The sequence below is a fragment of the Pirellulales bacterium genome, from assembly GCA_035533075.1.
Taxonomy (GTDB): domain Bacteria; phylum Planctomycetota; class Planctomycetia; order Pirellulales; family JAICIG01; genus DASSFG01.
On sequence record DATLUO010000115.1, the window covers coordinates 1 to 22,317 of the forward strand.

The window sequence follows — 22,317 nt, forward strand, 5'->3', positions numbered from 1 at the left end:
CCGTCCTCTTTCGGCCGCGCACGGTAAAGTTTTCCTGACAGCGAATACCCGTGCGCCGTTCGCCCAACCCGGTGTTCACGGTGTCGCGACTCCAGCCAAACAACTCTTCCACTCGCCGAGGATTGCCGTCGCAATACTTGACCGCCATCTCCGCCTGAAACTGCCGCCGCCGAAAGCCGGTCAGCTTCCGGGCTGCCGACTTGATCGTCGCCAAAACCGATTCCGTCAATTCGCTAAGCATCCGTCTCCTCCGTGAGACCGCAGGGCCATCATTTCTCTGCCGCCGCCCAATTATTTACCACAGTCCACGTTTTCACGGTAGGTTAATTTCTGCCCGGTGCCTTAGAGTCCTCGGAGAGCTGGCGGGCCGGCCAGTCGTCAGCCCAGTCTGGTCTGCGGTCGGCAAGAATCTGCACGGCCGCATCTTCATAGGGATTGGGGCCGGGGATGGTATGCCACGCGACCATGCTCGGCGTGTGCGGCCGATCTTCGAGACGCATCGGGCGACAAGCCTGCGAACGCGGTCCCACCGCCAATAAGGCGAGCCGCGCCATGTGGCCCTCATGCGTCGGCCAGCCGGCTCTGGCGCGCTCTTGAGGCACGGCTTTCCGCAGCAGGTCTTGAGCTGCCTTCGAGAGCTTTTTTCGGTCCGCCTCCGTCAGGCCGGCCACCATTTCGGCAAACGCGATCGGCGTCGACTGATTCACGGCCTCGAGAAAGCCGCTTGGCGTTTTCAGCATCTCGTGACGGTCATTCGCTAGTCGCGTCATAACAGAGCGTATTGATAAGCGGACTCTCTTCCCCCTCGACCATCAGCCGGGCTGCCAGAATATGCTTGCACGGACCTCGTTGCCCGCGGTATCGGTTGCACCATCGACAAGAGCAGCGATCGCCCTCGGCTTCGAGCCGCACGAAATGGTGAACATCGCTGCCGGGAATCTGCAAATGCGTCTCGCCGTTCTGTTGCTTGACGATGCGGCAAGTCCCGGAGGCGACCAGTTCGCGTGCAGCCTTGAGCCGCGGTTGCTGCGATTCCACTTTTCCGACGTCGAAGGGGAGCACGCGATGGAAGTACCGCCCCGTCGAGAGATCGTATCCCACCAGGCCACGTGCTCCGAGAACCGCGAGGGCCGCTTCGATCGACGATTCTCCGCATCCGAACCGCATCGCCAATTGCCCCGGCTCGATTTGAGACTGCCAGTTCAGAGATTCGGCGACGGCGGGCAATGGCTGCTGCCAGTCTGCGGTTGCCAGCCGCGCGAGCATCTGCCCTTCTCCGGAGAATCCGCGATTCAGCTCGGGGCTGACAAGCGAGAAGAAGCGGCCGATTTCAAAGCGGAACTCCCAACCGCTCGTCTGCGACTCTTCGTCGTACCAGATCAAGAGTTTCTGGGCGAAGGGAACCAGCCCTTCGAGAACGCGGACGCGCTCGACACCTCGCACTTGGACGGAGCCGCGGACCGGCCGCGAGGCGAGCCGGACCTTTTGACCCGTGCGGGCAATGTGAACCGGCCGGTAGCCGTTGCTCACAGGTGGCAGGCTGCGAAACAACTCACGGGCTTCCGCCGCGGAGAGCTCGAGTTGTGGCGTCATGCGCGGTTGATACGCCTGAACCTCGCAAAAGCCCTTGACCCAGCGCACCGGCAATTTCACCTTCCGCTCGACGACCTGCTCGTCGCCGCGAATGAGCGTGACGCCATCTCCGCCCACTTGCAATTTGGCGTTCTCTTCGTCGTTCATCCGCCGCAAGGCGGTCCGCATCGCATCGTTGAAGTCGACGTTGGTCGTCCCTTTGCCACGCAGCTCGACGTCGAACGCATCGGGCGACAAATCGACGCGGGCATAGACGCCGCAGCAGCTAGAGAATCCCTCGAATCGCAGCATGCCTCCGCCGCTGGTCACCACCGGATCGGTCCACACCAGCGCCGGCGCCTGCTGAAAGAACCGCGTGCGGACGATCGCCGCCAGGATGCTCAAACATCTTCCTGCCAACGCGGGTCGTCGCAAATGGCCGTCAAAGAATAGATCGTCCGACGTTTCCTCAAGGCTGGTGACCAGCCGAATCGCGGGGCGGCCGGAGTGTTCGAGAACGGCTGAATCGAACGGGTAGGCATAGGTGTAGCTGATTGCGGTCGACATCGTTTTCACCAGCGATCGAAGCTCGCTCCGCGCAGTGACGTGAACCGGTTGATTCCGCTGCTCTGCGAGTAAAGTAGACCACGGGACCGGGGCGAAAGCAACTGGCTCATCGAGCCTTCCGCGAGTCATGCGTCGGGCAGTGAATACTGCACAATCGCGAATTTCGCGATCCAACCACCGACGACGTAAACCGCTGCTGGCACGAGACTTTAGCGACAATCATATTCCACTCGTCTGGGGAGTGCCTCAGCAAACCGCGCAGCGCGCTGCGCGAAGGCCATTGCCGCGAAGTAAGGAGCGGCCGAAAAAGGGCACGCGGTCGTGGAGGGCCTAAGTGAGAGGGAATTCGGCTCGCAAACGACGGCGCAGCGCGCTGCGCGGCGGGTTCCGGGCACGCCTTTCCGACGCGCAGCACGCTGCGCGGCCAGGTGGCCTACCGCTCGGAACGCGCAGCGCGCTGCGCGTCGCGGTTGGCCGGCAACAAGACGGGCAGTGGTTTCCGACCGGCGTGGCGAGGCGCGGGCGGCGGCGATAGAATGGCAGTCAGGCACGTTCGAAGAGGGTTGAGGGTTATCGAGCGGTTCATTCAAAAAAACCTAAAGCCTTCCCGCCTTCGCTCCAGTCCGCCGTGAGCCTCTCCACTCCTTTTATCCACCGACCGGTCGGTACGACCTTGCTGACGGCAGCCATCATGCTGGCCGGGGCGCTGGGCTATATGCTGCTGCCGGTCTCGCCGCTGCCGCAGGTGGAGTTTCCCACGATCCAGGTGACGGCCGCGCTGCCCGGCGGCAGCCCGGAGACGATGGCCTCGGCCGTGGCCACGCCGCTGGAACGGCAGTTCGGCCGCATCGCCGGCGTCACGGAGATGAGCTCGGCCAGTACGCTGGGCATCACGCAGATCACGCTGCAATTCGATCTGGACCGCGATATCAACGCCGCCGCCCGTGACGTGCAGGCGGCCATCAACGCCGCCCGCGGCCGCCTGCCGCCCAACCTGCCGGAGAACCCCACCTATCGCAAGATCAATCCCGCCGATGCGCCGATCATGATCCTGGCGCTCACCAGCGAGACCTACGCCAAAGCCCAGATGTACGACGCGGCCTCGACCATCTTGCAGCAAAAGCTCTCGCAGGTCAAAGGCGTGGGGCAGGTGCGGGCGGGCGGCGGCTCCGCGCCGGGCGTGAGGGTCGAACTCAATCCCACCATCATGAACCACTTTGGCGTCGGACTCGACGACGTGAGAACCGCCCTGGCCAACGCCAATGCCAACCGTCCCAAAGGCCAAATCGCCGACGACAAACGGGCCTGGTCGATCAGCACGACCGACCAGTTGCTGACCGCCAAAGAATACCGGCCGCTGATCGTCGTCTATCGCAACGGCGCGGCCGTGCGGCTGGCCGAGGTGGCCACCGTCAGCGACTCGGTGGAAGACCTCCGCAACGCCGGGCTGACCAACGGCGAGCCGTCGATCATGCTCATCGTTTACCGCCAGCCGGGGGCCAATATCATCGACACAGTCGATCGGCTTTATCGCCTCCTGCCGCAGTTGGAAGCTCAGATTCCCGCCGACATCAACCTGACCGTGGCCCTGGACCGCACGGCCACCATCCGCGCCTCGGTCCACGACGTGCAAATCACGCTCATCATCTCGGTGCTGCTTGTGATTCTGGTGGTGTTCCTGTTCTTGCGCAACGTGCGGGCGACGTTCATTCCCAGCGTGGCCGTGCCTGCCTCGCTGGTGGGCACGTTCGGCGTGATGTACTTGTTCGGCTACAGCCTCGACAACCTCTCGCTGATGGCCTTGGCCATCGCCACCGGCTTCGTGGTCGACGACGCCATCGTGGTCATCGAGAACATCTCGCGGCATCTCGAGAACGGCATGCCGCCGATGGCCGCCGCCTTGCTAGGGGCCAAAGAAATCGGCTTCACGGTGCTTTCGATCAGCGTCTCGCTGGTGGCCGTGTTCATACCGATCTTGCTGATGAACGGCCTCGTGGGCCGGCTGTTTCGCGAGTTCGCCGTCACGCTTTCCGTGGCCATCATGGTGTCGCTGCTCATTTCACTGACCACCACGCCCATGATGTGCGCCTACATGCTCAAGCCGCAGGGCCACGAGCGGCACGGCCTCGTCTATCTGCTCTCGGAATGGGTGCTCAACTTCATCGTCGGCTGCTACGGCCGGTCGCTGGCGTGGGTGTTGCGGTGGCAACGATTCACGATGTTGCTGACGCTCTTCACGCTGGGCGGCACCGTCTATCTCTACGTGATCGTGCCCAAGGGCTTTTTTCCGCAGCAAGACACCGGCCGCCTCACCGGCAATTTGTTGGCCGACCAGGACACGTCGTTCCAGGCCATGGACTTTCTGTCGAAACGTTTCTCCGACGCCGTGATGGAAGATCCCGCGGTGCAAGGGCTGACCGTCTTCACCGGCGGACAAAGCGGCGCCACCAATGCCGCCCGCATGTTTGTCAGCCTCAAGCCGCTGGAAGAACGGAGGATGACCGCCGATGAAGTTGTGGCCCGCCTGCGCCGCAACCTGTCGGGCATCCCCGGCGCCACGCTCTATCTCTCGGCCTACCAGGAACTGCGGATCGGCGGCCGGCCGAGCAGTACGCAGTATCAATACACGCTGCGCGGCGACAATCTCGACGACCTGAAGCTCTGGGGACCGAAGCTCCGCGACGAAATGCGCAAGCTGCCGGCGTTGAACGACGTCAACAGCGACCAGCAGAACGGCGGCCTGCAATCGTCGCTGAGTATCGACCGCGTGGCGGCGGCGCGGCTGGGCATCACCATGCAGCAGATCGACGATACACTTTACGACGCCTTCGGCCAGCGAATGGTTTCGACCATGTACAAACCGCTGAACCAATACCACGTGGTGATGGGAGTCGAGCCGACCTTTTGGCAGAACCCCGACGCCTTGCGGCACGTCTACATCCGCGGGCAAACCGGCGCCGAAATCCCTCTGGCCGCGATCTACCGCTACACATCGGGCACGACGGCACTCTCCGTGAACCACTCCGGGCAGTTTCCCTCGGTGACGCTTTCGTTCAACCTGGCCGCCGGCGCTTCGCTGAGCGACGCGGTGGAGCAGATCGAGCAATTGACCGACACGCTGGGCCTGCCTGAATCGATTCAAGGCAGTTTTCAGGGCACGGCCCAGGCGTTCCAGGCGTCGCTCAGCAATCAGCCCTGGCTGATTCTGGCGGCGCTGGCGGCGGTGTATATCGTGCTGGGCATGCTCTACGAGAGCTTCATTCATCCGCTGACGATCCTTTCGACGCTTCCCTCGGCCGGAGTCGGCGCGCTGTTGGCGCTGCTGGCCTGCGGCACGGAGTTGAACGTGATGGGCCTGATCGGCATCTTGCTGTTGATCGGCATCGTGAAGAAGAACGCGATCATGATGATCGACTTTGCCTTGGAGGCCGAGCGCGATCACGGCAAGCTGCCCGAAGCGGCCATCTTCGAGGCCTGCCTGTTGCGGTTTCGTCCGATCACCATGACGACGATGGCCGCGCTCTTGGGCGCGTTGCCCTTGGCGCTGGGCAGCGGCAACGGCGCCGAGCTGCGCCGCCCGTTGGGCATTTCGATCGTGGGCGGCCTGATCTTCAGCCAGATGCTGACGCTCTACACCACGCCGGTGGTGTATCTCTATATGGACCGGCTGCGATTGCGCTGCCAGCGGCTATGGAGTCGAACGACGACCGATGCTCGGTGCTGAACCACCTGCCCGGCCGGGGCGGGCAGGTGGCCGAGAGCCAGCGCGCTTAGGCGAGCGCGGCGGTTGAGGAGCAACTGTCGCAGACGAGCAGACGGCAGGCGTCAAGGTCGCCGCGGATGCGCTGAAGCTCGTTCAGCACATAGGGACCGTAATCGAGCCACTGGCCCGACTCGATCGCCCGCTCGAGGGCCGCCAGCAGCTCGTCGAACAAGCCAAGCGTCGTCGCCAGCGGATCACCGCTTGCCGACGGCGGAGGCGGCGGAGGCGAGTTGTCGCTGACTTCAAGCACCGCCGCGTCCTCCTCTCGAGTGGCGCTGGTGGCCGCCTCGCTTTGCGTGAGCGCGGCCACGCGCTGCCGCTCGATCCGCTTGAGACCTTGTTCCAGCAGTCGAGCTAACTCCTCTGGGGGTAAAAACGACAGATCTGTCGTTTTTCCACCCATAAGTAGTACAATCTTCGCCTGGCGCATGTACCGCTGGGCGGTGCGCGCGGACCAGTCGAAATGGTCCGCGAGCCATGCCGACCAGATTTCTTTCGGGCAGAGGTCCTGTGCTTCCAACAGCGCCATGCCGGCTTGAACCGAGTGCCGGCAGAATCGCAGCGCCGCGTCCTCGGCCAAGTCGTGGGCCGCGTTGGCCCATTCGGCCAGTTGTTCCAGACGCTGCCGCTTTTCTTCCGACAACTCCTCGCGGTTGGCCGGCGGGGGCCCGTCGCGCCGCGCCGGCAGGTTTGGACGACCGGTGCCGTTATGGCCGGTCGGCTTGGCGCCCTCTTGGTTCTCCTCGGGTTGTTGTGATGCGGTTGACATATTGTTACTCCTGTGAAAACAACTGTGTGACAAATCAAAGGCAATTGCCTCTCTCCGTGCGAGTTGACGTTTGCGTAGGATGGGCAGTGCCCACCGCAAGCCAATGGTGGGCACCGCCCACCCTACGGCCATCCGTCGGGCCGCGGCGGGCCGCGGGCCAGGTGAGGTGACTTCATTCGTTTGCCCGATCCGCTCGGTTTGGCTTACAACCGACCCTGTCCGCAAAGCGGTTGCGCGGGGGCGCGCGACGCCCGGCCACAGACGGCCGCCGGCGCGCGGCGACAAAGCCGGCTAAATGGTGGGAAGCGACCGAGAGATTGGTCTAGGCGTCACTCGACGGCGTGACGCGACCGGCAGGCGCCTGCCTGACCAGGAGAAGATCAACGCTTTCCGACGCCGAGCTATCGCTCCTCGCGCGACGGACCGGCCAGTGTATATACACTGGCCGGGTTCAGTATACATCCGATTCGCGCACAGTCAACCACCTGTCAAGACACAAAATGTAGTGGCCAATCCGTTGCAGACCACAAGATGTTGTGTGCCCGCCTCACTCGTTTTCCCGCCGTGCGGCCGCGGCAAGCTCCGCAGACAGCTTATGAACTCAAGGTGAGATTCGATAAACGACTCGGTAGCTTTGAAACCGACGTTCACGAAGCTCTAGCTTAGCCATCGGCTCAAACGCTTTTTCGCTTCCTCATGATCGACGCCCTCGCCGGCGTCAAGCTGCCGCAAACCCTCGTCAACCTTCTGTCGAAAATAAAGCTCCGACATGATGTCCGCGACCGTCACGTCGTCAGGCAGCCGCTGGATCATGTCGATTACCGCTTGCTTTGTTGTCATGCTATGCTCTTACTTAGGAAGCGTTTATGACGTGACTCTTTGGATGACCGCCGAGATTAGCGGGGCCCGAACACCGAAGACGTGTCGACGGAAAAGCCTCTCAGCAAGGCCGACGCCGCCAGGTCGCCGCGAGCGAATCGCCCGGCTTCGGCATATCCGTCACCCTTCAGTTCGAGCACCATGATCGTCTCCGATTCGGGATCGACAATCCAGTATTCCGGAATCCCCGCCTCGGCGTAACCCGCGGGCTTGTCGACCGTATCGCGTTTTTTATCGTCGGAGCTGACGATTTCCAGAACGAGATCGGCGCCGAGCCAACAGCGGTCTTCGCGGCGCGGGTCGCCGGCTGACAGCAACAGGAGCAAATCGGGCTCGCGGTATTTGCCTTCGCGTATGCGAAGGCGCAGCGGGGCGAACAACACCTCGCCCCCACGCGGCGAAATAAAGGCATCGAACGCCATCAGCAGACGCTTGAGTATCGACTGGTGCTTGTCGCTAGGCATCGGCAAGAGCTCCACGAATCCGTCGGTGAATTCCACCGGCAGCCTGGTATGGTCGGTGAGGAGCAGGTATTGCTCGTCAGTCCATGACCCCTGGGCGGGCAAGATTTGCTCCAGCGCATCTTTCCAGGGCATGGGAAAGCGAAAACCGACGGCCGTATTGATCGTGGTGTTCATGGGCGAATTCTCAGGACCACTCTTTCAAGCAATTCTACACCGCGATGCTGATGCCCGGAACGGCGACGGGATAAAAGCCGTCGGCGTTGGCGGCGAGCGGGGCGGAGGCGTTAAAATCTTCGGCGTCGGTGGTCAGCATCAAGTGCGAAGCCAGCGCTTGGTCCCATTTCACCTCTTTGCCCGAATAGGTCGCCATGCGGCCCAGAATGGCGGTGAGGGTCGAGTGGGCGCCGTTCTCGGCCTCGTTGAAATCGCTGCCGCTGCGGATGGCCTCGAACAGCGCGTCGTGCTCTTGCTGATACGGGTTGCCGCTGCCGGTCGAACCCGCACGCGCGCGGCCCTTGGTGCGCAGCCGCAGCTCGGCTTCGCCCGTGGCCAGAATCCGGCCGCCGCTGACGTCGCTCCAGCCGCGCGTGCCGTGAGCGAACTCGGCCACCGAGTTCAAGCAGCCGGGAATCTGCCGGCACTGGCTGAACATCTTCGCACCATTGGCGTAGGTGTACTCGATGAAATGGTGGTCGTAGATGTTGCCGTACTCCTTGCCCGTCCGCACCTGCCGCCCACCCTGGCCCTGGGCGGCGACGGGCGGGGCGCCCTGCACCCAGTTGCAGACGTCGAGATTGTGAATGTGCTGCTCGACGATATGGTCGCCGCTCAGCCAGTTGAAGAAGTACCAGTTGCGGATCTGGTATTCCAGCTCGGTCAGCCCGTCGTGCTTCACCGGCTGCTTGGCGGGCGCGGCGGTGTTCCAATAGCAGCGATAAAACGTGATGTCGCCCACCGCCTTGTCCTGCAATCGCTTGACCAGATCGACGTACACGGGGTCGTGATGGCGTTGCAGTCCGACGCCGACCTTCAGCCCGCGCCGCTTCGCTTCTTCGTTGGCCGTCAGCAACCGCCGCACGCCGGGAGCGTCGGTGGCGACGGGCTTCTCCATGAACACGTGCTTGCCCGCCTTCACGGCATATTCGAAATGGGCCGGGCGAAAGCCGGGCGGCCCGGCGATGAGCACCACGTCGACGCCGCTGTCGATCGCCTGGCGATAGGCGTCGAGGCCGACGAACTGCCGCTCGCCGGATACCTTGATGCGCGGCGACATGTTGGGAGTGGCGGCCAGCGCATCGAGACTGCCGCGCAGCCGGTCGGCGAAAGCGTCGGCCATGGCCCACAGTTCGACCGGCCCCTGGGTGCTGAGCGCCTGGGCGGCGGCGCCGGTGCCCCGCGCGCCGCAACCGACCAGCGCGATCTTGATCGTTTCGTCGTTGCCCGCATGGGCCGATCGCACGAGCGCCGATGTGCCCAGGGCCGCGCTGACGGCCAGGGTGGAGCTGCGCGCCAGGAACTCGCGGCGTGTGGGAACGGTCGGCTGCTTCGGCAAGGAATTGTTGGCCATGATCATCGGGCCTCGTTTAAGGGAGGTTGGAGCGTGAAATGCGAGACTTTATGCTGACTGCCCGGACGATTTCCGTCAAGCGCACGAGCGGATCTTTGAGCGGCGGCCCTCAGCGCCTATGATAATAATAGAAAGGATGGCCTTATGTTGACTTTGCGAGAGTTCGACCTTCGCTGCCGAGGCTCAGAGGACGTGGTCGAAGAGTGGCGACTGCCGCAATCTGAAATCCGAGAGCTTTGGCGGTTTGAAGACCTGCTGTCGATGGCCACGGACGCCATATCCACCGCCATCGTAATCTATGGACAATTCTGCCGCGAAGGGAGCTTTCCGGGCATGGACTCGCAACTCAAGGGCGAAGCCGCCATTTCCTATTTTATCGCGGTCGCGCGGAAAGTAAGCGTCACCGCCGATGCCGTCGAAAGGATGGCCGCCGAACGGCAGGCCGACGCCACGGTGGTCCGCGGCGTGGAGGAGTTGCGGTCAAGCATGGCGCGACTGCGCGACACGCTGGCCGCCGCGGAGTGGCGTGAAATCGACCTGATTGCGCCTTCAGACGACGAATTGCACCAATACGTGAACGATGCTCGACCACCGCTCGACTACTACGCCGAGTAACTCGTGAGTGACGGGCAATGAAGCCGATCCAACGAGGAACGATCATTTGGGCGGCGATCGCCGACAAAGAGCGGCGTTCCGAGAGTAAAGAGCGCCCGGCGCTCGTTGTTTCGTCCAATGAACGCATCGCGGCAGGCGACGACCTCGCCGTTTTGGTGATCAGCACAAAGTTCGCGTATCCGCCGCCTCCGCATTGGTTCTTGGTGCCGAGCGACCCTAGCGGCCACCCCGTAACGGGATTAGACCAGCCGTCCGTAGTGAAGACCGATTGGCCGGAAAGAATCCCGCAGTCGCAGGTATTGCAGGTCCGCGGCCGAGCGCCCGCGGCACTTGTCAAGCAGGTGATTAACTACCTCAAGCAGCAAATCGCCAAGCGGCCGCCGAAGCCGCAGTGATGCCGACTCGGGCTCCTTCCGCCGTCAGGTTTGAATCCAAGATGCGGCTGGAAACTCTTACATCCCAATCCGCTGCACCCGGTGGTTTTGCGTGTCGAGGACGTGAATCCGCCCTTGGCTATCGCGGACCAGCGCCCAGGGATGATCGAGCTCGCCGGGCGCGCGGCCTTGACGGCCCCAACAACCGAGCGACTTGCCCGATCGGTCGAACTTTTGCACGCGGCCATTGCCCCACTCGCAAACGTAGAGTTGGCCGGCATCGTCAAACACCAGGTCGTAAGGATAGTAGAGTTGCCCCGGTCCGCTCCCTTCCTCGCCCCACAGATCGAGCAGGTGCCCGTCGCCGTCGAAGACCTGGATGCGATGGTTGCAGGCGTCGGCCACCCAGATGCGGTCTTGCTCGTCGACCACCATGTTTTGCGGCCGCATGAACCGCCCCCGCTCGGAACCGTGCCCGCCCCATTCGAGCAGGAACTCGCCGTCGGGCGAAAACTTTTGAATCCGGTCGTACTCGCCATATTCAGCCACATAGAGATTGCCCGACGAATCTTCGACGGCGTCGGTCACCAGGCCAAACTCGCCGGGCGCATGACCAGGCACGCCGCCCATCGTCTCCAGCAGTTCACCCTGCGGCGAATAAACGAGCAGGCGGAAGTAGTGCGTGTCGGCCACCAGCAGCCGGCCGCGTCGATCGAACGACAGCCCGGTGGGCCGCCCGGCTGAGTGGACCGGCGTCTGCCAACCGCGCAGGTAGTTGCCATCGGCGTCGAACACCTGGATGCGGGCCGTCATATCGACGATATAGAGATGGTCTTGGCCGTCGATGGCCATGGCCCGCGGCTTTTGCAGCCGTCCTTCAGAAATGCCGCGGCGGCCCCAGACTTTTTCGACCCGGCCGGTCGAGCGGCCTTCGTCATCGCAACCGGCGGCAAACACCAATATCAGCAGTAACCAAAAGCGGGCGGTGGCTGGGGCAGAGCTGGCCGGATTCGATCGGCAATCGCCGAAGAACGTAGCCGGCCAGCGATGCCCCGGTGGTGGCGCTGCCGGGGCATCGCCGCGACAGCACGCTACCGCTGAACCAGGCACGAGTCGCGGCTCTGCCCCAGCCACCGCTTTTTGTTTCAGCCAACGTTTGGAAATGTCAGGCATTTTCTTAACCGCCTGCCGCGGAGGGCGGTAGTAATTCCCACTCGGTCAGCTCGCCGCACTGAGGGCATTCGGTGAACGTCTTTCCGGCCTTGAACTGCATTACCACGCTGGCCCGGCCGGGCGCCGGCCCGACGCTGGTGCTCAACGCCGTCGAAAGCCGCTTCTTGCCGCAACTGGTGCATTTATACTTGCCGCTCTGCCCGACCACCGCTCCCGGCACCCGTTCTTGCTCGGCGTCCGTCTGCCGCCGCGGCCCAAGCGCGCCGTAAATGGGCGGCGGCGCCGCTTCCGCAATCGCATATCCCTGGTCGCCCTCCATCGAGGCCGGCGCCGCCAACGCCATCGAGAACGGCTCCAACGACGGCATCGTCAAAATCGGATCGTTCCCGTGGGACTCATCGCTGATGCGGTAGCCGGCGTCCTGCTTGGTGTCGTCCAAAAAGTCGTCCGGCACGCTCAACTGCTTGCCGAACTTGCTCATCAGCCTGGACCAGTGTGTTTCGGGCACGTCGTACTTGCCGGCGTAGATGTCGCGGTCGTCGAACTGCGCGCCGCACTGCCGGCAGGACCGCTTGCCCTCCCAGCTCACCGCGTCCGGCGAATCGGCCATTTGCCGCAGCCGCTGTTCGAGATCGACCTTGATGTAAACGCGACCGCAGGGGCAGGCCCAAAAACGGAACCGCGAGATGCCCGCCGTTCGCAGATTGCGGCGAAACAACTCCACCGCCGCCGCGCGACGGTCGTCGTCCTTTTCGTTGAGGCCGCGCAGCAAATGCGGCACGAACGGCCGGGCTTCGGGCATCACCTGTTCGATCACCTTGGCCGCTTTCTCGCGCACCAAAGGCTGATCGTCGCCCAGCCGGGCGTAGAGCGCCGGCAGCGCTTCTTTGGCCGCGGGACCGATGGCGCCCAGGCAAACGGTCGCCCAATGTCGCGCCAGCACGTGCTCCGACTCGCCATAACGGACGAACGTGCCCAACTCGCTGGCCGCCTCAGGCCCCACGCCCGCCAGAATATCGGCTGCTTTACGCCGCTCCGATGCGTCGGACGACGCCAAGAGATCGAGCCAAAACGCCAGCGGCTTGCCGTCGTAGGCCGGCGCCTGGGCGGCACCGCTGGGCATTGCCGGTTCTTCGCCAGGCGCACGATTCGGCGCAATGACAAACGTCTGTCCGCATTGCGGACATTTGGCCCGCTTGCCCACCTGGTCGTCACGGGCGGAAAGCTTTTTTCCGCAAGAACACGTTACGGGGATCGACATGCAACCATTGTAACGCGCCCCCGCTCGCCTTAGAATCAGTCCAGCCTGATTCGCTGGCGTTTGATTCTGGGCAAAGTCTCACCGCGGTTCTTCGACGACCGTCTTGGCCGTCGCCGCAGGCAACACGAGCAGCCATCCACGGGCTCTCCAGGCAATGGCCGAGAATGGAATCGACGCAAAGGGCCGCGGTCAATACGAGCGTGGCCTTCGTTGCCAAATTGAAAAGGTAGGACAAAAATGCCTCGCCGGTGGGTGCGAGTTGCGACGGGTCAATCATTGCGGACCTTCCTGGCGCTTGCTGCGCCGTTTTCGTGTGGAACTGTGTGACCTGCGGATTTCATCGAGCTGGTCTGGCGTGATCTGCTCGTCTTCCAGCAATCGCAAAACGAGGCTTTCGGCGGAGCCGCCAAAGAGGCGCGCGAGCATGCCGTGAATCGCGCGGCGCTGCGCCCTCTCTCGCCGCACGGCTGCGCGATAAACGTAGGCTTTGCCGCGCACTTCATGCTCGACATAACCCTTGGCTTCGAGAATACGGAGCAACGTTCGCACCGTGGAATCGTGCGGCCCGTCGGGCAACACGGCCCGTACCCCGTCCGCCGTCAGCGATCCGGCGTTCCATAGCGCTTCCATGATCTGGCTTTCACGCCGCGTCAGAGTCTCGGAACGAGGACGAGCCATTCCACACCACCTTTCGTTAAATAATTAACGGCACTCGTAAGTCTATCGCTTCCGCGCTCGATAGGCAAGAGTTCGGCAGCCAGGATTTACGCCCGAATCGGGCGCGGTCGTCCAACGTGGTCGACCTGTCGTCCCCGAACGCTGCGATTTGTGCTATCCGATCGTGTTCCTCATCGTAAGATGACGTAACGCCAATCTGGCCCAGACGCTCAGCAAGCTGGGGTGCCGTGTTTCGGTTGCACGCCCGACCGGCTTCCCGACTTTTTGGCTGCCGTGCTCAAAGGCCACGATTTGCGGAAGTTTGCGGAAAGCGTCCGGCTCAAGCAGCCGCGTAGTTGACTTTGACGACCGCGGTCGGTTCAAATTGCGCACGTTCGGGCCGGGGTTGGTTCCAAGTTTTGCCACACGAAAAACACCTTGTGAGGACCGCCATGCACACACTCGCTCGCCGCCTGCTGAGATTGACGGCAGTCGCTCGTTTTACCGTCGCACTTGCTTTGGCGTGCGTCGCCAGCGCGGCCGCTTACGCCGACAATGAACCGGCGAAGGCCGCCGAGGCCCCCCACGGGCTGCGCATCTACTCGATCGGACACAGCTTCCATGTCTTCATGCCAGGCATCCTGGCCCAGGTCGCGAAGTCGGCGGGCATCGCCGACCATCAGCAAGTTGGGCTGTCGTCGATCGGCGGCTCCTACGTCAGCCAGCATTGGGAGGTGGCCGACGACAAGTTCAAATCGAAGGCCACGCTGGAGTCGGGCAATTTGGACGTGCTGACCATCGCCCCGTTGTTCTTGCCGGACGAGGGCATCGAAAACTTCGTGCGTCTGGCGTCGGAAAAAAGCCCGCACATTCGCGTGCTGGTGCAAGAGTTTTGGCTGCCGTTCGACGCGAACGTCAATTTCAGAAAGGAGAAAGTTCCGCCTCCCAACCGCGAAGAGTTCGACGTGAAAAAACTCGATGAGGAGCACGACAAATACTTCCACGACATCGACGAGCAAGTGAAGGCGCTGAATGAGAAATACGGCGGCAAGCCGGCGGTGTTCGTGGCGCCGGTCGGCCAGGCGGTGCTGGCGCTGCGCAAGAAGATCGCCGAGGGCGCCGCGCCGGGCCTGACGAAGCAGACCGACCTGTTCACCGACGCCATCGGCCACGCCAGGCCACCCTTGGCGGTGCTCGTCGCTTATTGCTATTACGCGCAAATCTATGGCCGCAATCCCGTGGGCCTGCCCGCCCCGGCGGCGCTGAAGGGCGTGGCCGACGAAGAGTTGCCCAAGCTGAATCGCTTGCTGCAAGAAATCGCTTGGACCACCGTCACCAACCACCCGCTCAGCGGCGTGAAGGCGAAGTAGACTGGACGGTGTCGGGCAGCGCGTTACAATCAAGGGTTGATTTCGCTTCTTTTCCCTGCCCGTGGAGGGTTTTTGAAATGGCTCGTCGAACCTTGTTTCTCGTTGGCGCCGCGGCCGTGGCGGCGGCGTGGATGATCTGCGGCAACACCAACGCCGGCACCAAGTCGGACGCCTTGCGTGGCAACTATCTGGAGTCGCGCACCTGCGACATTTACACCGGGCCCTGCTTCGCCAATTCGCAAGTCGGTCTGGGCGGGCACGAGGCCATCCTGGCCTGGAACATCGAGTCGGGCAGCTTCGGCGGCATCGATCTGAGCGGCCTGAACGTGGTGATGGCCGTGCGGGCCAACGACACGCTCGGCTTCGACGGCGGCCTGGAGGTTTCGCCCGACGTGATCAAGTCGGTGATTCTCGTCGACGAGCGGGCCAACACGGCCCAGCGCGAGGCCCTGGTCGGTCTGGCGAAGAAACGCGCCCCGCGCGTCGTGGGCGACGTGGTGCGGGTGGCCGCGGCGCCGATCAAGATCGACGTCGATCATGCCGAGGGCGTGGCTCATCTCGACGCCGGCAAAGAGGCCCGGTTGACCACGCGCAAGATCATGAAGTGCGATTGCGTCTGCACGAACGAGGCGGTCTTCTATCCGCCGCTGGCCCAGGTGGAGAAATCGTCGCCGGCCTTCACGGTCGACGGCGGCTTCCAGGGCCGCGGGCTGAAAGAACACTGGTCGAACCCCGGCACCCGCAGCGCGTTCGTGGCCAGGTTCGCGGAGTAGAACGCATCAAGCATTGTTGTTGCGTTCCGCCGGGTTTCGATATAATCGAAGCGCCGCCGACAGGCAGCTCTGCCTGCCGAATTTGGTCGGGCGGCGGACCCACCCGCACACGCTCAATCCAGGAGAGGTTGCCATGCTTCAAGTGCTCTTCAACCGCAACTACCGCGACTGCGAAGGAACCACCCGCCGCGAGTTCTTGAAAGTCGGCACGCTCGGGGCCGGCGCGCTCTCGCTCCCGCAGCTCCTGGCCGCACGGGCGGAAGCGAAGGCCGCCGGAAAAGCGGTCAAGGACACCTCGGTGGTCTGGGTCTGGCTCGGCGGCGGCCCTACTCACATCGAAACCTTCGACCCCAAAATGTCGGCGCCGGCCGAATACCGCAGCATCACGGGCGAGGTCGGCACCAAGCTGCCCGGCATCACGCTCGGCGGCACGTTCCCCAAGCTCGCCTCGGTGGTCGACAAGATGGCGCTGGTCCGCTCCTTTGCCCACACCAACAGCGGCCACGGCGGAGGCACCCATTTCGTCATGACCGGTTACGACAACCGGCTGATCGACAACGGCGGCCTGCCGACCCGCCCCTCGCTGGGCTCGATCGCCGCGCGCGTGCGCGGCGCGAACCATCACGAAACCGGCATGCCGACCTACGTGCGTTTGGGCGGCATTGCCGCCGACGGTCCGTCCTTTCTCGGACCGGCCTACGCCCCGTTCGATCCCGCGGGTCAGGCCCGGCGCAATATGGATCTGGCGGTCTCCGATTCGCGTCTGCAAGACCGCCGCGAGCTGCTCGACGGACTCGACCGGCTGAGGCGGCGGGCCGATCACGACGCCTTGATGGAAGGACTGAACCGCTTCGAGCAGCAGGCGTTCGACCTGGTGTTGGGCAATGCCGCCAAAGCGTTCGACACCAAGGGCGAAGACCCGCACGTCGTCGAGCGCTATGGCAAGGGACTGGGCGAGCAGTTGCTGCGCGCCCGGCGGCTGTGCGAGGCGGGTTGCGGCTTCGTCACGGTTTCGTACGGGGGCTGGGACATGCACGGTCAGATCAAGCAGGCGCTCGAGCGGCGCAGCCCCGAGCTGGACCGTGGCTTGGCGGCCTTCGTCGACGATGTTGACAGCCGCGGGCTGAGCGACAAGATTCTGCTGGTCGTCACGGGCGAGTTTGGCCGCACGCCCAAGATCAACCGCAACGCCGGCCGCGACCACTGGGCGCCCTTGAGCACGCTGGCCTTGGCCGGCGGCGGTTTACGCATGGGCCAGGTCATCGGGCAATCGGCCAGCAAGGCCGACGTGCCGCAGACGACTCCCATCCGGCCGCAGGATCTGATGGCCACCGTGTTTCATGTTCTCGGCATCGAACCCAAGATTCAGTTCGTCAATCAGGCCGGTCGCCCGGTGTCCATGCTGGAAAGCGGTGCGCCGATCGACGAGCTGGTGTAAGCCCGTCCCACAGATCGATGTAGTCCTGCAACGCCAAACTACCCTATAATTGTGGCGTGGCGGGCGGAACCGCCTTTCCGGCATGGACTTCGGTTGAGGCATATCGAGTGACGAGTTCAGAATCATCGGCGGCAGAGGGGCCTGTTTCGGATCCGGCCTTGCCCACGCCGAGCGGCGAAAACTCGCGTCTGATGGACCCGGTCGCGCCGGACCGCGTGGCCGACCTGATCGGCATGATCAAGGAGTCGGCCGACAAGCTGCTGCAAGATCAGACCAGTCGCGGCGACCTGAAAATCCTCAGCCGCACGTTGCGCGAGCTGCGCTACGCCTTCAAGGTTTTTTCGCCTTATCGCACGCGCCGCAAAGTGACGGTTTTCGGTTCCGCCCGCACGCGGCCCGAAGACCCCGCCTTTCAACAGGCGGTGGACTTCGGCAAGGCGATGGCCGAGGCGAACTGGCTGGTGGTGACGGGGGCGGCCAGCGGCATCATGGAGGCCGGTCATCTGGGCGCGGGTCGCGAGAACTCGATGGGCCTGAACATCATGCTTCCCTTCGAGCAGGAAGCGAACCCGGTGATCGCGGGCGATCCGAAGCTGGTCCACATGAAGTATTTCTTCACCCGCAAGCTGATGTTCGTGAAGGAGTGCGACGCGGTATGCCTGCTGCCCGGCGGCTTTGGCACGCTCGACGAAGGGCTGGAGGTGCTCACGCTTTTGCAGACCGGCAAGCGCGACATGGTGCCGGTCGTGTTTCTCGACCCGCCGCGGGGCGACTTTTGGTCGGGCTGGCAGCAGTTCGTCAACGACCGATTGTTGCCGCGGGGCATGATTGCGCCTGAAGACCTGTCGCTCTATAAGCTGACCGACCGCGTCGACGAGGCGGTGGGCGAGATTTTGCAGTTCTATCGCGTCTATCACAGCATGCGCTACGTGCGGAACAAGCTGGTGCTGCGTTTGCAGTCGGCCCCCGGCGAGGAGTTGCTGGCGCGGATCCACGACGAGTTCGCAGACATCGTGCATGACGGCAAGTTCGTCGTCAGCGCGCCGCTGGGCGAGGAGCAGGACGACCCGGCCTTGGCAAAGCTGCCGCGGCTGGTGATGCGTTTCAACCGCCGCAATCTCGGCCGCTTGCGTCAGTTGATCGACTGCCTGAACCGCGGCGCCGTGTAGCACGCGCGGCGCGAGGTCCGATCACGCCAGAATCGCTTTCACCACCCGGCCGCTGACCATCGTCAGCCGCTCCTCCTGGCCGTTGTGCGGGAAGGTGAGTGCTTGGTGGTCGAGACCCAGCAAGTGCAAAATCGTGGCGTGCAGGTCATGGACGTGGACTTTGTTTTCCACCGCATAAAGACCCACGGGGTCGGTGGCACCGTAAGTCATGCCGCCGCGCACGCCGCCGCCGGCCAGCCACATGGTGAAGCCATAAGGATTATGGTCGCGGCCGTTGCCGCTCTCGCTCATCGGCGTGCGGCCGAACTCGCCGCCCCAGATCACCAGCGTGCTGGAAAGCAGGCCGCGCCGCTTGAGATCGGCCAGCAGGCCGGCGATGGGGCGATCGCTCTCGCGGCAATATCGGGCATGGTTCCCCTCGACGTTGCTGTGGGCGTCCCACTTGCTGCCCGATCCGGAGTAAATCTGCACGAACCGCACGCCCCGCTCCACTAGCCGCCGCGCCAACAAACAGTTGCGGCCCATCCGCTCCGTCTCCTTCTGGCCGATGCCATACAGGCGCAGCGTCTCTTCGGTCTCCTCGCGCAGTTCGACGGCCTCGGGCGCCGCCGCTTGCATGCGATAGGCCAGTTCATACGCCGCGATGCGGGCTTCGAGTTGGTCGTCCTCGGCCCGCTGCTGCTGATGACGGCGGTTGAGCTGCTGGATGAAGTCGAGCTTGGCCCGCTGCCGCGCGGCGGCGGCCGGTGGCGTCAGGTAGAGAATGGGCGATTCGCCTTCGCGGAACCGCGTGCCTTGATAGGTGGCGGGCATGAAGCCCGTGCCCCAGTTGCGGTTGCCGCCCGGCGGTTCTTCGGGGTAATCGGCCAGCACGACAAAGCCGGGCAGGTCGGCGTTTTCGCTGCCCAGACCGTAAATCGACCACGAGCCGAGACAGGGCCGGCCACCCAGAACGCTGCCGGTGTTCATCTGGCAAACGCTGCCCACGTGGTTCAAACCGTCGGCGTAGCAACTTCGGATCACGGCCAGCTCGTCGACGTGCCGGGCGATCTCCGGATACCAGTCGCTGACCCACGCGCCCGACTCGCCGTGCTGGGAAAACTGCCGCCGCGAAGCCAACAGCGGCGTGTCGGCCGTGCGGCCCATTGCGGTCACCGGCCGCGTGAAGCTGCCGGGCAGCGGCTGACCATCGAGCCGCGTTAGTTCCGGTTTGGGATCGAACAGGTCGATATGGCTTGGACCGCCGTCCAAAAAGCACCAGATCACGCTCTTGGCGCGGGCGGCAAAATGCGGCGGGCGCGCGGCCAGTGGGTTGCTCGGCGCGCTGGAAGTTGCGGCGGGGAGGCGGTCGGCCAAGAGAGACGTGAGGGCCAGGCCGCCGAGACCGCCACCGGCCTTCAGCAGAAATTCGCGGCGCGAATGGGGCAAAATGCGGTGGCTTTGCCCCAGCCACCTCGCTTCCTCGGATTGGTTTTGGAAATTCTCAATCGACATAGATGAACTCGTTGGCATTGATGAGCGCGTGGCAGAAATCGGCGAGCGAGTCGCCTTGGCCTTCGTGAGTTTGGGCACCAATGAAACGGGCGGCGGCCTCAACTTCCTCCGGCGCGGCGGGCCTGCCAAACGCCTGGCGATAAGCGGTGTTGACCAGCGCCGGCAAATCGCTGCCGTGCTCCGATCGCAGACGTTGCGCCCAGCGTGCCGACTGCTGCGAAGCCAACTCGCCGTTGAGCAGCAACAACGATTGCGGCGCGGTCGTGGTTTCCGCGCGACGTGGACAACTATGGTGCATGTCGGGCTGGTCGAACGCCTCGAACAAGGGATAGTGCAGGTTGCGCTTGGCGAACACATAGACCGACCGTCGCTGACGATCGCCGACCTGTTCGTCGGCGGTCCAGGCGTAGGTCTTGCTCAGACCTTCGGGCAGATCGGGCCGCGCACTGGGCCCGAACATCCGCGGGTTCAACTCACCGCTGACGGCAAGCATCGCATCGCGAATCGCTTCGCCCTCCAGCCGCCTTCGCCGGGTGTGCCAAAGAAGCCGGTTCTGAGGATCACGCTCAATGGCCGCCGCCGTCTCCGTCTGAGATGGATCGACACGCGATGCCTGCCGGTAGCTCGCCGAAGTAACCATCAACCGATGCAGGTGCTTCAGGCTCCAGCCATGCCGCACCAACTCCGAAGCCAGCCAGTCGAGCAACTCAGGGTGCGTCGGCGGCTCGCCCTGTGCGCCAAAATCGTTCGCCGTCGGCACGATGCCCATGCCAAAATGCTGTTGCCAAAGCCGATTGGCGATCACCCGCGATGTGAGCGGGTGGTCGGGCCGCGTGAGCCAATCGGCCAACGCAGCCCGCCGGCCGGTGCTTGCGCCGCCGGCGCGCGAGCTGATCGAGGCGGCCGCATCGCCCAAAAACGCGGGAAAGCCGGGCGTCAGCTCCTCGGCCGGTTTGTGCCACGCGCCACCCTCCAGCAGCCGTATGACCGGCGCGGAGGGGCCCACATCGCTCACGGCCATTACGCTGCCCAGCGCTTCGGGCCGCAGAGAGTCGAACTCTTTGAGCTTGGCTTGCAGCTCTTGGTAGCGTTGCTTGTCTTCGGCCGGCAGCTTGGCAGCCAGATCGCTTTCTTTCGGTTCCGCCTGCTTCAGTGCCATGCGGGCGATCTGCTCCTGGTAGGGCGTCCGCTCGTTTTCGGGCAGGGCCACCGCCTGGCGAATCTCGGCGCGGAACTTTCCCAGCAGGTATTCCCGCTGTTGCTGACGCTTGGAAGCCAGCAGCCGCTCAATCTCACCGCGGACCTCGGCCGTGGCCTCCTCCCAGGCGGCCAGTTGACTGCGGTAGCGGGTAAGCTCTTCGGGCGAAGCATCGGGCACATCGTGCGGAACCAGCGGCGCGAAGAACGCTTGCAAGCGGAAGTAATCGGCCTGGGCGATGTCGTCGTATTTGTGGTCGTGGCACTGAGCGCAGCCCATCGTCAGTCCCAGGAAGGCAAGCGACGTGGTGCCCGTGATGTCGTCGAGAATCTCCTGCCGCCGCTGCTCGAGATTGGCCGCGTTGTACTCGTCAGGATAAAGCCGGTTGTAGCCCGTCGCCGCCAGCGCCAGCACATTGTCGGAATCGAGCTCGTCGCCCGCAAGCTGCCACGACACGAAGCGATCGTAGGGAAGATCGTCGTTGAAAGCGCGAATCACGAAGTCGCGGTACTTATAGGCGTTGGGACGCAGCTCGTCGGCCTTGAAGCCGTCGGTCTCGGCATAGCGGACCAGATCGAGCCAGTATTGGGCCGCACGTTCGCCGAAGGCCGGCGAGGCCAACAACCGATCGACCACGCGTTCGAAAGCGTCGGGCCGCTCGTCCGCGATGAACGCCGCCTGTTCATCGGGCGTGGGGGGCAGGCCCACGAGATCGAACGACACGCGACGCAACAGTGTCAGCTTATCGGCCGGTGCGCTGGGGTGCATCGCGGCTGCTTCGAGTTTAGCCAGAATGAACCGGTCAATCGGGTTGACGATCCAGGACGATTTGGAAACGTCGGGTAGGGCAGGCCGTTCGGGCGGCCGAAAAGGCCAGTCGCCGTGGTTAAATGCGGCCGGTTCGTGAGCCCGCGCCAAGTTGCCGGCCGTCCCCGCGAGAAGTGCGGCGAAAACCGTCAACGCGGCTGCTGGCTTAAGTCGCACTAGAGGCACAGAACTTCTCCCGGTACACGCCGAGTGGGGAATCACGACATCAACAATAACTCCTGATTGTAGCGGAAAACTGGGCAAGCGGGTAGCGCTTGCAGTGACGCCAGCGACACGCGCGTCGCGTAGTCGCGAAGCAAGGCCCGCGCGCGCGACGCGAAGCAAGACGCGAAGCAAAAGACGCGAAGCACGACGCCCAAAGCACGCGAAGCAAAGCACGCGAAGCA

Annotated in this window: 20 protein-coding genes; 7 read left to right on the forward strand and 13 right to left on the reverse strand. The window is 63.7% G+C overall.

The genetic code is table 11. The features are described 5' to 3' along the window. The 3 genes from VNH11_14770 to VNH11_14780 form a co-directional block, all read right to left on the reverse strand. Nucleotides 1–241, reverse strand: a 241-nt coding sequence (locus tag VNH11_14770) for a hypothetical protein (GenBank protein ID HVA47630.1), incomplete at its 3' end; no start/stop codon positions are given. An 82-nt stretch (nt 242–323) separates the two neighbouring features. Beyond that, nucleotides 324–740 (reverse strand): hypothetical protein, encoded by a 417-nt coding sequence (locus tag VNH11_14775; protein ID HVA47631.1) that lies wholly within the window; start codon nt 738–740, stop codon nt 324–326. A gap of 10 nt (nt 741–750) precedes the next feature. Then, nucleotides 751–2,139, reverse strand: a complete 1,389-nt coding sequence (locus VNH11_14780) for an SWIM zinc finger family protein (GenBank protein HVA47632.1) — start codon at nt 2,137–2,139, stop codon at nt 751–753. 628 nt (nt 2,140–2,767) lie between these two features. Between VNH11_14780 and VNH11_14785 the strand changes: the two genes are divergently transcribed. Beyond that, complete coding sequence (locus VNH11_14785) at nt 2,768–5,863, forward strand: multidrug efflux RND transporter permease subunit (GenBank protein ID HVA47633.1); 3,096 nt, start codon at nt 2,768–2,770, stop codon at nt 5,861–5,863. Nucleotides 5,864–5,909: 46 nt separating this feature from the next. Here the strand turns inward: VNH11_14785 and VNH11_14790 are convergent, their stop codons facing one another. The 4 genes from VNH11_14790 to VNH11_14805 form a co-directional block, all read right to left on the reverse strand. Further along, the gene (locus VNH11_14790; protein ID HVA47634.1) at nt 5,910–6,671 is read right to left on the reverse strand and encodes a hypothetical protein; all 762 of its coding nucleotides are present in this window, start codon (nt 6,669–6,671) and stop codon (nt 5,910–5,912) included. A 657-nt stretch (nt 6,672–7,328) separates the two neighbouring features. Then, nucleotides 7,329–7,511 carry a hypothetical protein gene (locus VNH11_14795; GenBank protein HVA47635.1) on the reverse strand — a complete coding sequence of 61 codons (183 nt, stop codon included), beginning with the start codon at nt 7,509–7,511 and terminating at the stop codon, nt 7,329–7,331. A 56-nt stretch (nt 7,512–7,567) separates the two neighbouring features. Beyond that, a complete protein-coding gene (locus VNH11_14800) occupies nt 7,568–8,188 on the reverse strand; it encodes a Uma2 family endonuclease (protein HVA47636.1) in 621 nt (206 codons plus the stop codon). A gap of 34 nt (nt 8,189–8,222) precedes the next feature. Further along, nucleotides 8,223–9,581: a Gfo/Idh/MocA family oxidoreductase gene (locus VNH11_14805; GenBank protein HVA47637.1), complete on the reverse strand. Its 1,359-nt coding sequence runs from the start codon at nt 9,579–9,581 to the stop codon at nt 8,223–8,225. A 144-nt stretch (nt 9,582–9,725) separates the two neighbouring features. Between VNH11_14805 and VNH11_14810 the strand changes: the two genes are divergently transcribed. Both VNH11_14810 and VNH11_14815 read left to right on the forward strand, forming a co-directional pair. Further along, entirely contained in the window at nt 9,726–10,196 is a 471-nt protein-coding gene (locus tag VNH11_14810) for a hypothetical protein (protein ID HVA47638.1), read from the forward strand. Nucleotides 10,197–10,213: 17 nt separating this feature from the next. Next, on the forward strand, nt 10,214–10,591 hold the full coding sequence (locus VNH11_14815) for a type II toxin-antitoxin system PemK/MazF family toxin (protein ID HVA47639.1): 378 nt from the start codon (nt 10,214–10,216) through the stop codon (nt 10,589–10,591). Nucleotides 10,592–10,648: 57 nt separating this feature from the next. On the opposite strand, the gene VNH11_14820 is transcribed toward VNH11_14815, so the two are convergent. The 4 genes from VNH11_14820 to VNH11_14835 all read right to left on the reverse strand — a co-directional run bounded on the left by VNH11_14820 (nt 10,649) and on the right by VNH11_14835 (nt 13,682). Further along, entirely contained in the window at nt 10,649–11,527 is an 879-nt protein-coding gene (locus VNH11_14820; protein HVA47640.1) for an NHL repeat-containing protein, read from the reverse strand. Nucleotides 11,528–11,747: 220 nt separating this feature from the next. After that, the gene (locus VNH11_14825) at nt 11,748–12,866 is read right to left on the reverse strand and encodes a HEAT repeat domain-containing protein (protein ID HVA47641.1); all 1,119 of its coding nucleotides are present in this window, start codon (nt 12,864–12,866) and stop codon (nt 11,748–11,750) included. An 88-nt stretch (nt 12,867–12,954) separates the two neighbouring features. Then, on the reverse strand, nt 12,955–13,281 hold the full coding sequence (locus VNH11_14830; protein HVA47642.1) for a hypothetical protein: 327 nt from the start codon (nt 13,279–13,281) through the stop codon (nt 12,955–12,957). Continuing rightward, nucleotides 13,278–13,682, reverse strand: a complete 405-nt coding sequence (locus VNH11_14835; GenBank protein ID HVA47643.1) for a BlaI/MecI/CopY family transcriptional regulator — start codon at nt 13,680–13,682, stop codon at nt 13,278–13,280. The genes VNH11_14830 and VNH11_14835 overlap by 4 nt, the downstream gene beginning before the upstream one ends. Before the next feature lie 431 nt (nt 13,683–14,113). Here VNH11_14835 and VNH11_14840 point away from each other — a divergent pair, with 431 nt between their 5' ends. The 4 genes from VNH11_14840 to VNH11_14855 all read left to right on the forward strand — a co-directional run bounded on the left by VNH11_14840 (nt 14,114) and on the right by VNH11_14855 (nt 18,411). Then, the gene (locus tag VNH11_14840) at nt 14,114–15,031 is read left to right on the forward strand and encodes a hypothetical protein (protein ID HVA47644.1); all 918 of its coding nucleotides are present in this window, start codon (nt 14,114–14,116) and stop codon (nt 15,029–15,031) included. Between the two features lie 77 nt (nt 15,032–15,108). Next, nucleotides 15,109–15,804, forward strand: a complete 696-nt coding sequence (locus VNH11_14845) for a DUF1326 domain-containing protein (GenBank protein HVA47645.1) — start codon at nt 15,109–15,111, stop codon at nt 15,802–15,804. Nucleotides 15,805–15,937: 133 nt separating this feature from the next. Continuing rightward, nucleotides 15,938–17,242, forward strand: coding sequence for a DUF1501 domain-containing protein (locus VNH11_14850; GenBank protein ID HVA47646.1), 1,305 nt, complete (start codon nt 15,938–15,940; stop codon nt 17,240–17,242). A gap of 158 nt (nt 17,243–17,400) precedes the next feature. Next, on the forward strand, nt 17,401–18,411 hold the full coding sequence (locus VNH11_14855; GenBank protein HVA47647.1) for an LOG family protein: 1,011 nt from the start codon (nt 17,401–17,403) through the stop codon (nt 18,409–18,411). A 21-nt stretch (nt 18,412–18,432) separates the two neighbouring features. Here the strand turns inward: VNH11_14855 and VNH11_14860 are convergent, their stop codons facing one another. Continuing rightward, a complete protein-coding gene (locus tag VNH11_14860; protein ID HVA47648.1) occupies nt 18,433–19,905 on the reverse strand; it encodes a DUF1501 domain-containing protein in 1,473 nt (490 codons plus the stop codon). Beyond that, nucleotides 19,895–22,309 (reverse strand): DUF1549 and DUF1553 domain-containing protein, encoded by a 2,415-nt coding sequence (locus VNH11_14865; GenBank protein ID HVA47649.1) that lies wholly within the window; start codon nt 22,307–22,309, stop codon nt 19,895–19,897. Before VNH11_14865 ends, VNH11_14860 begins: the two co-directional genes overlap by 11 nt. Nucleotides 22,310–22,317 lie beyond the last annotated feature (8 nt).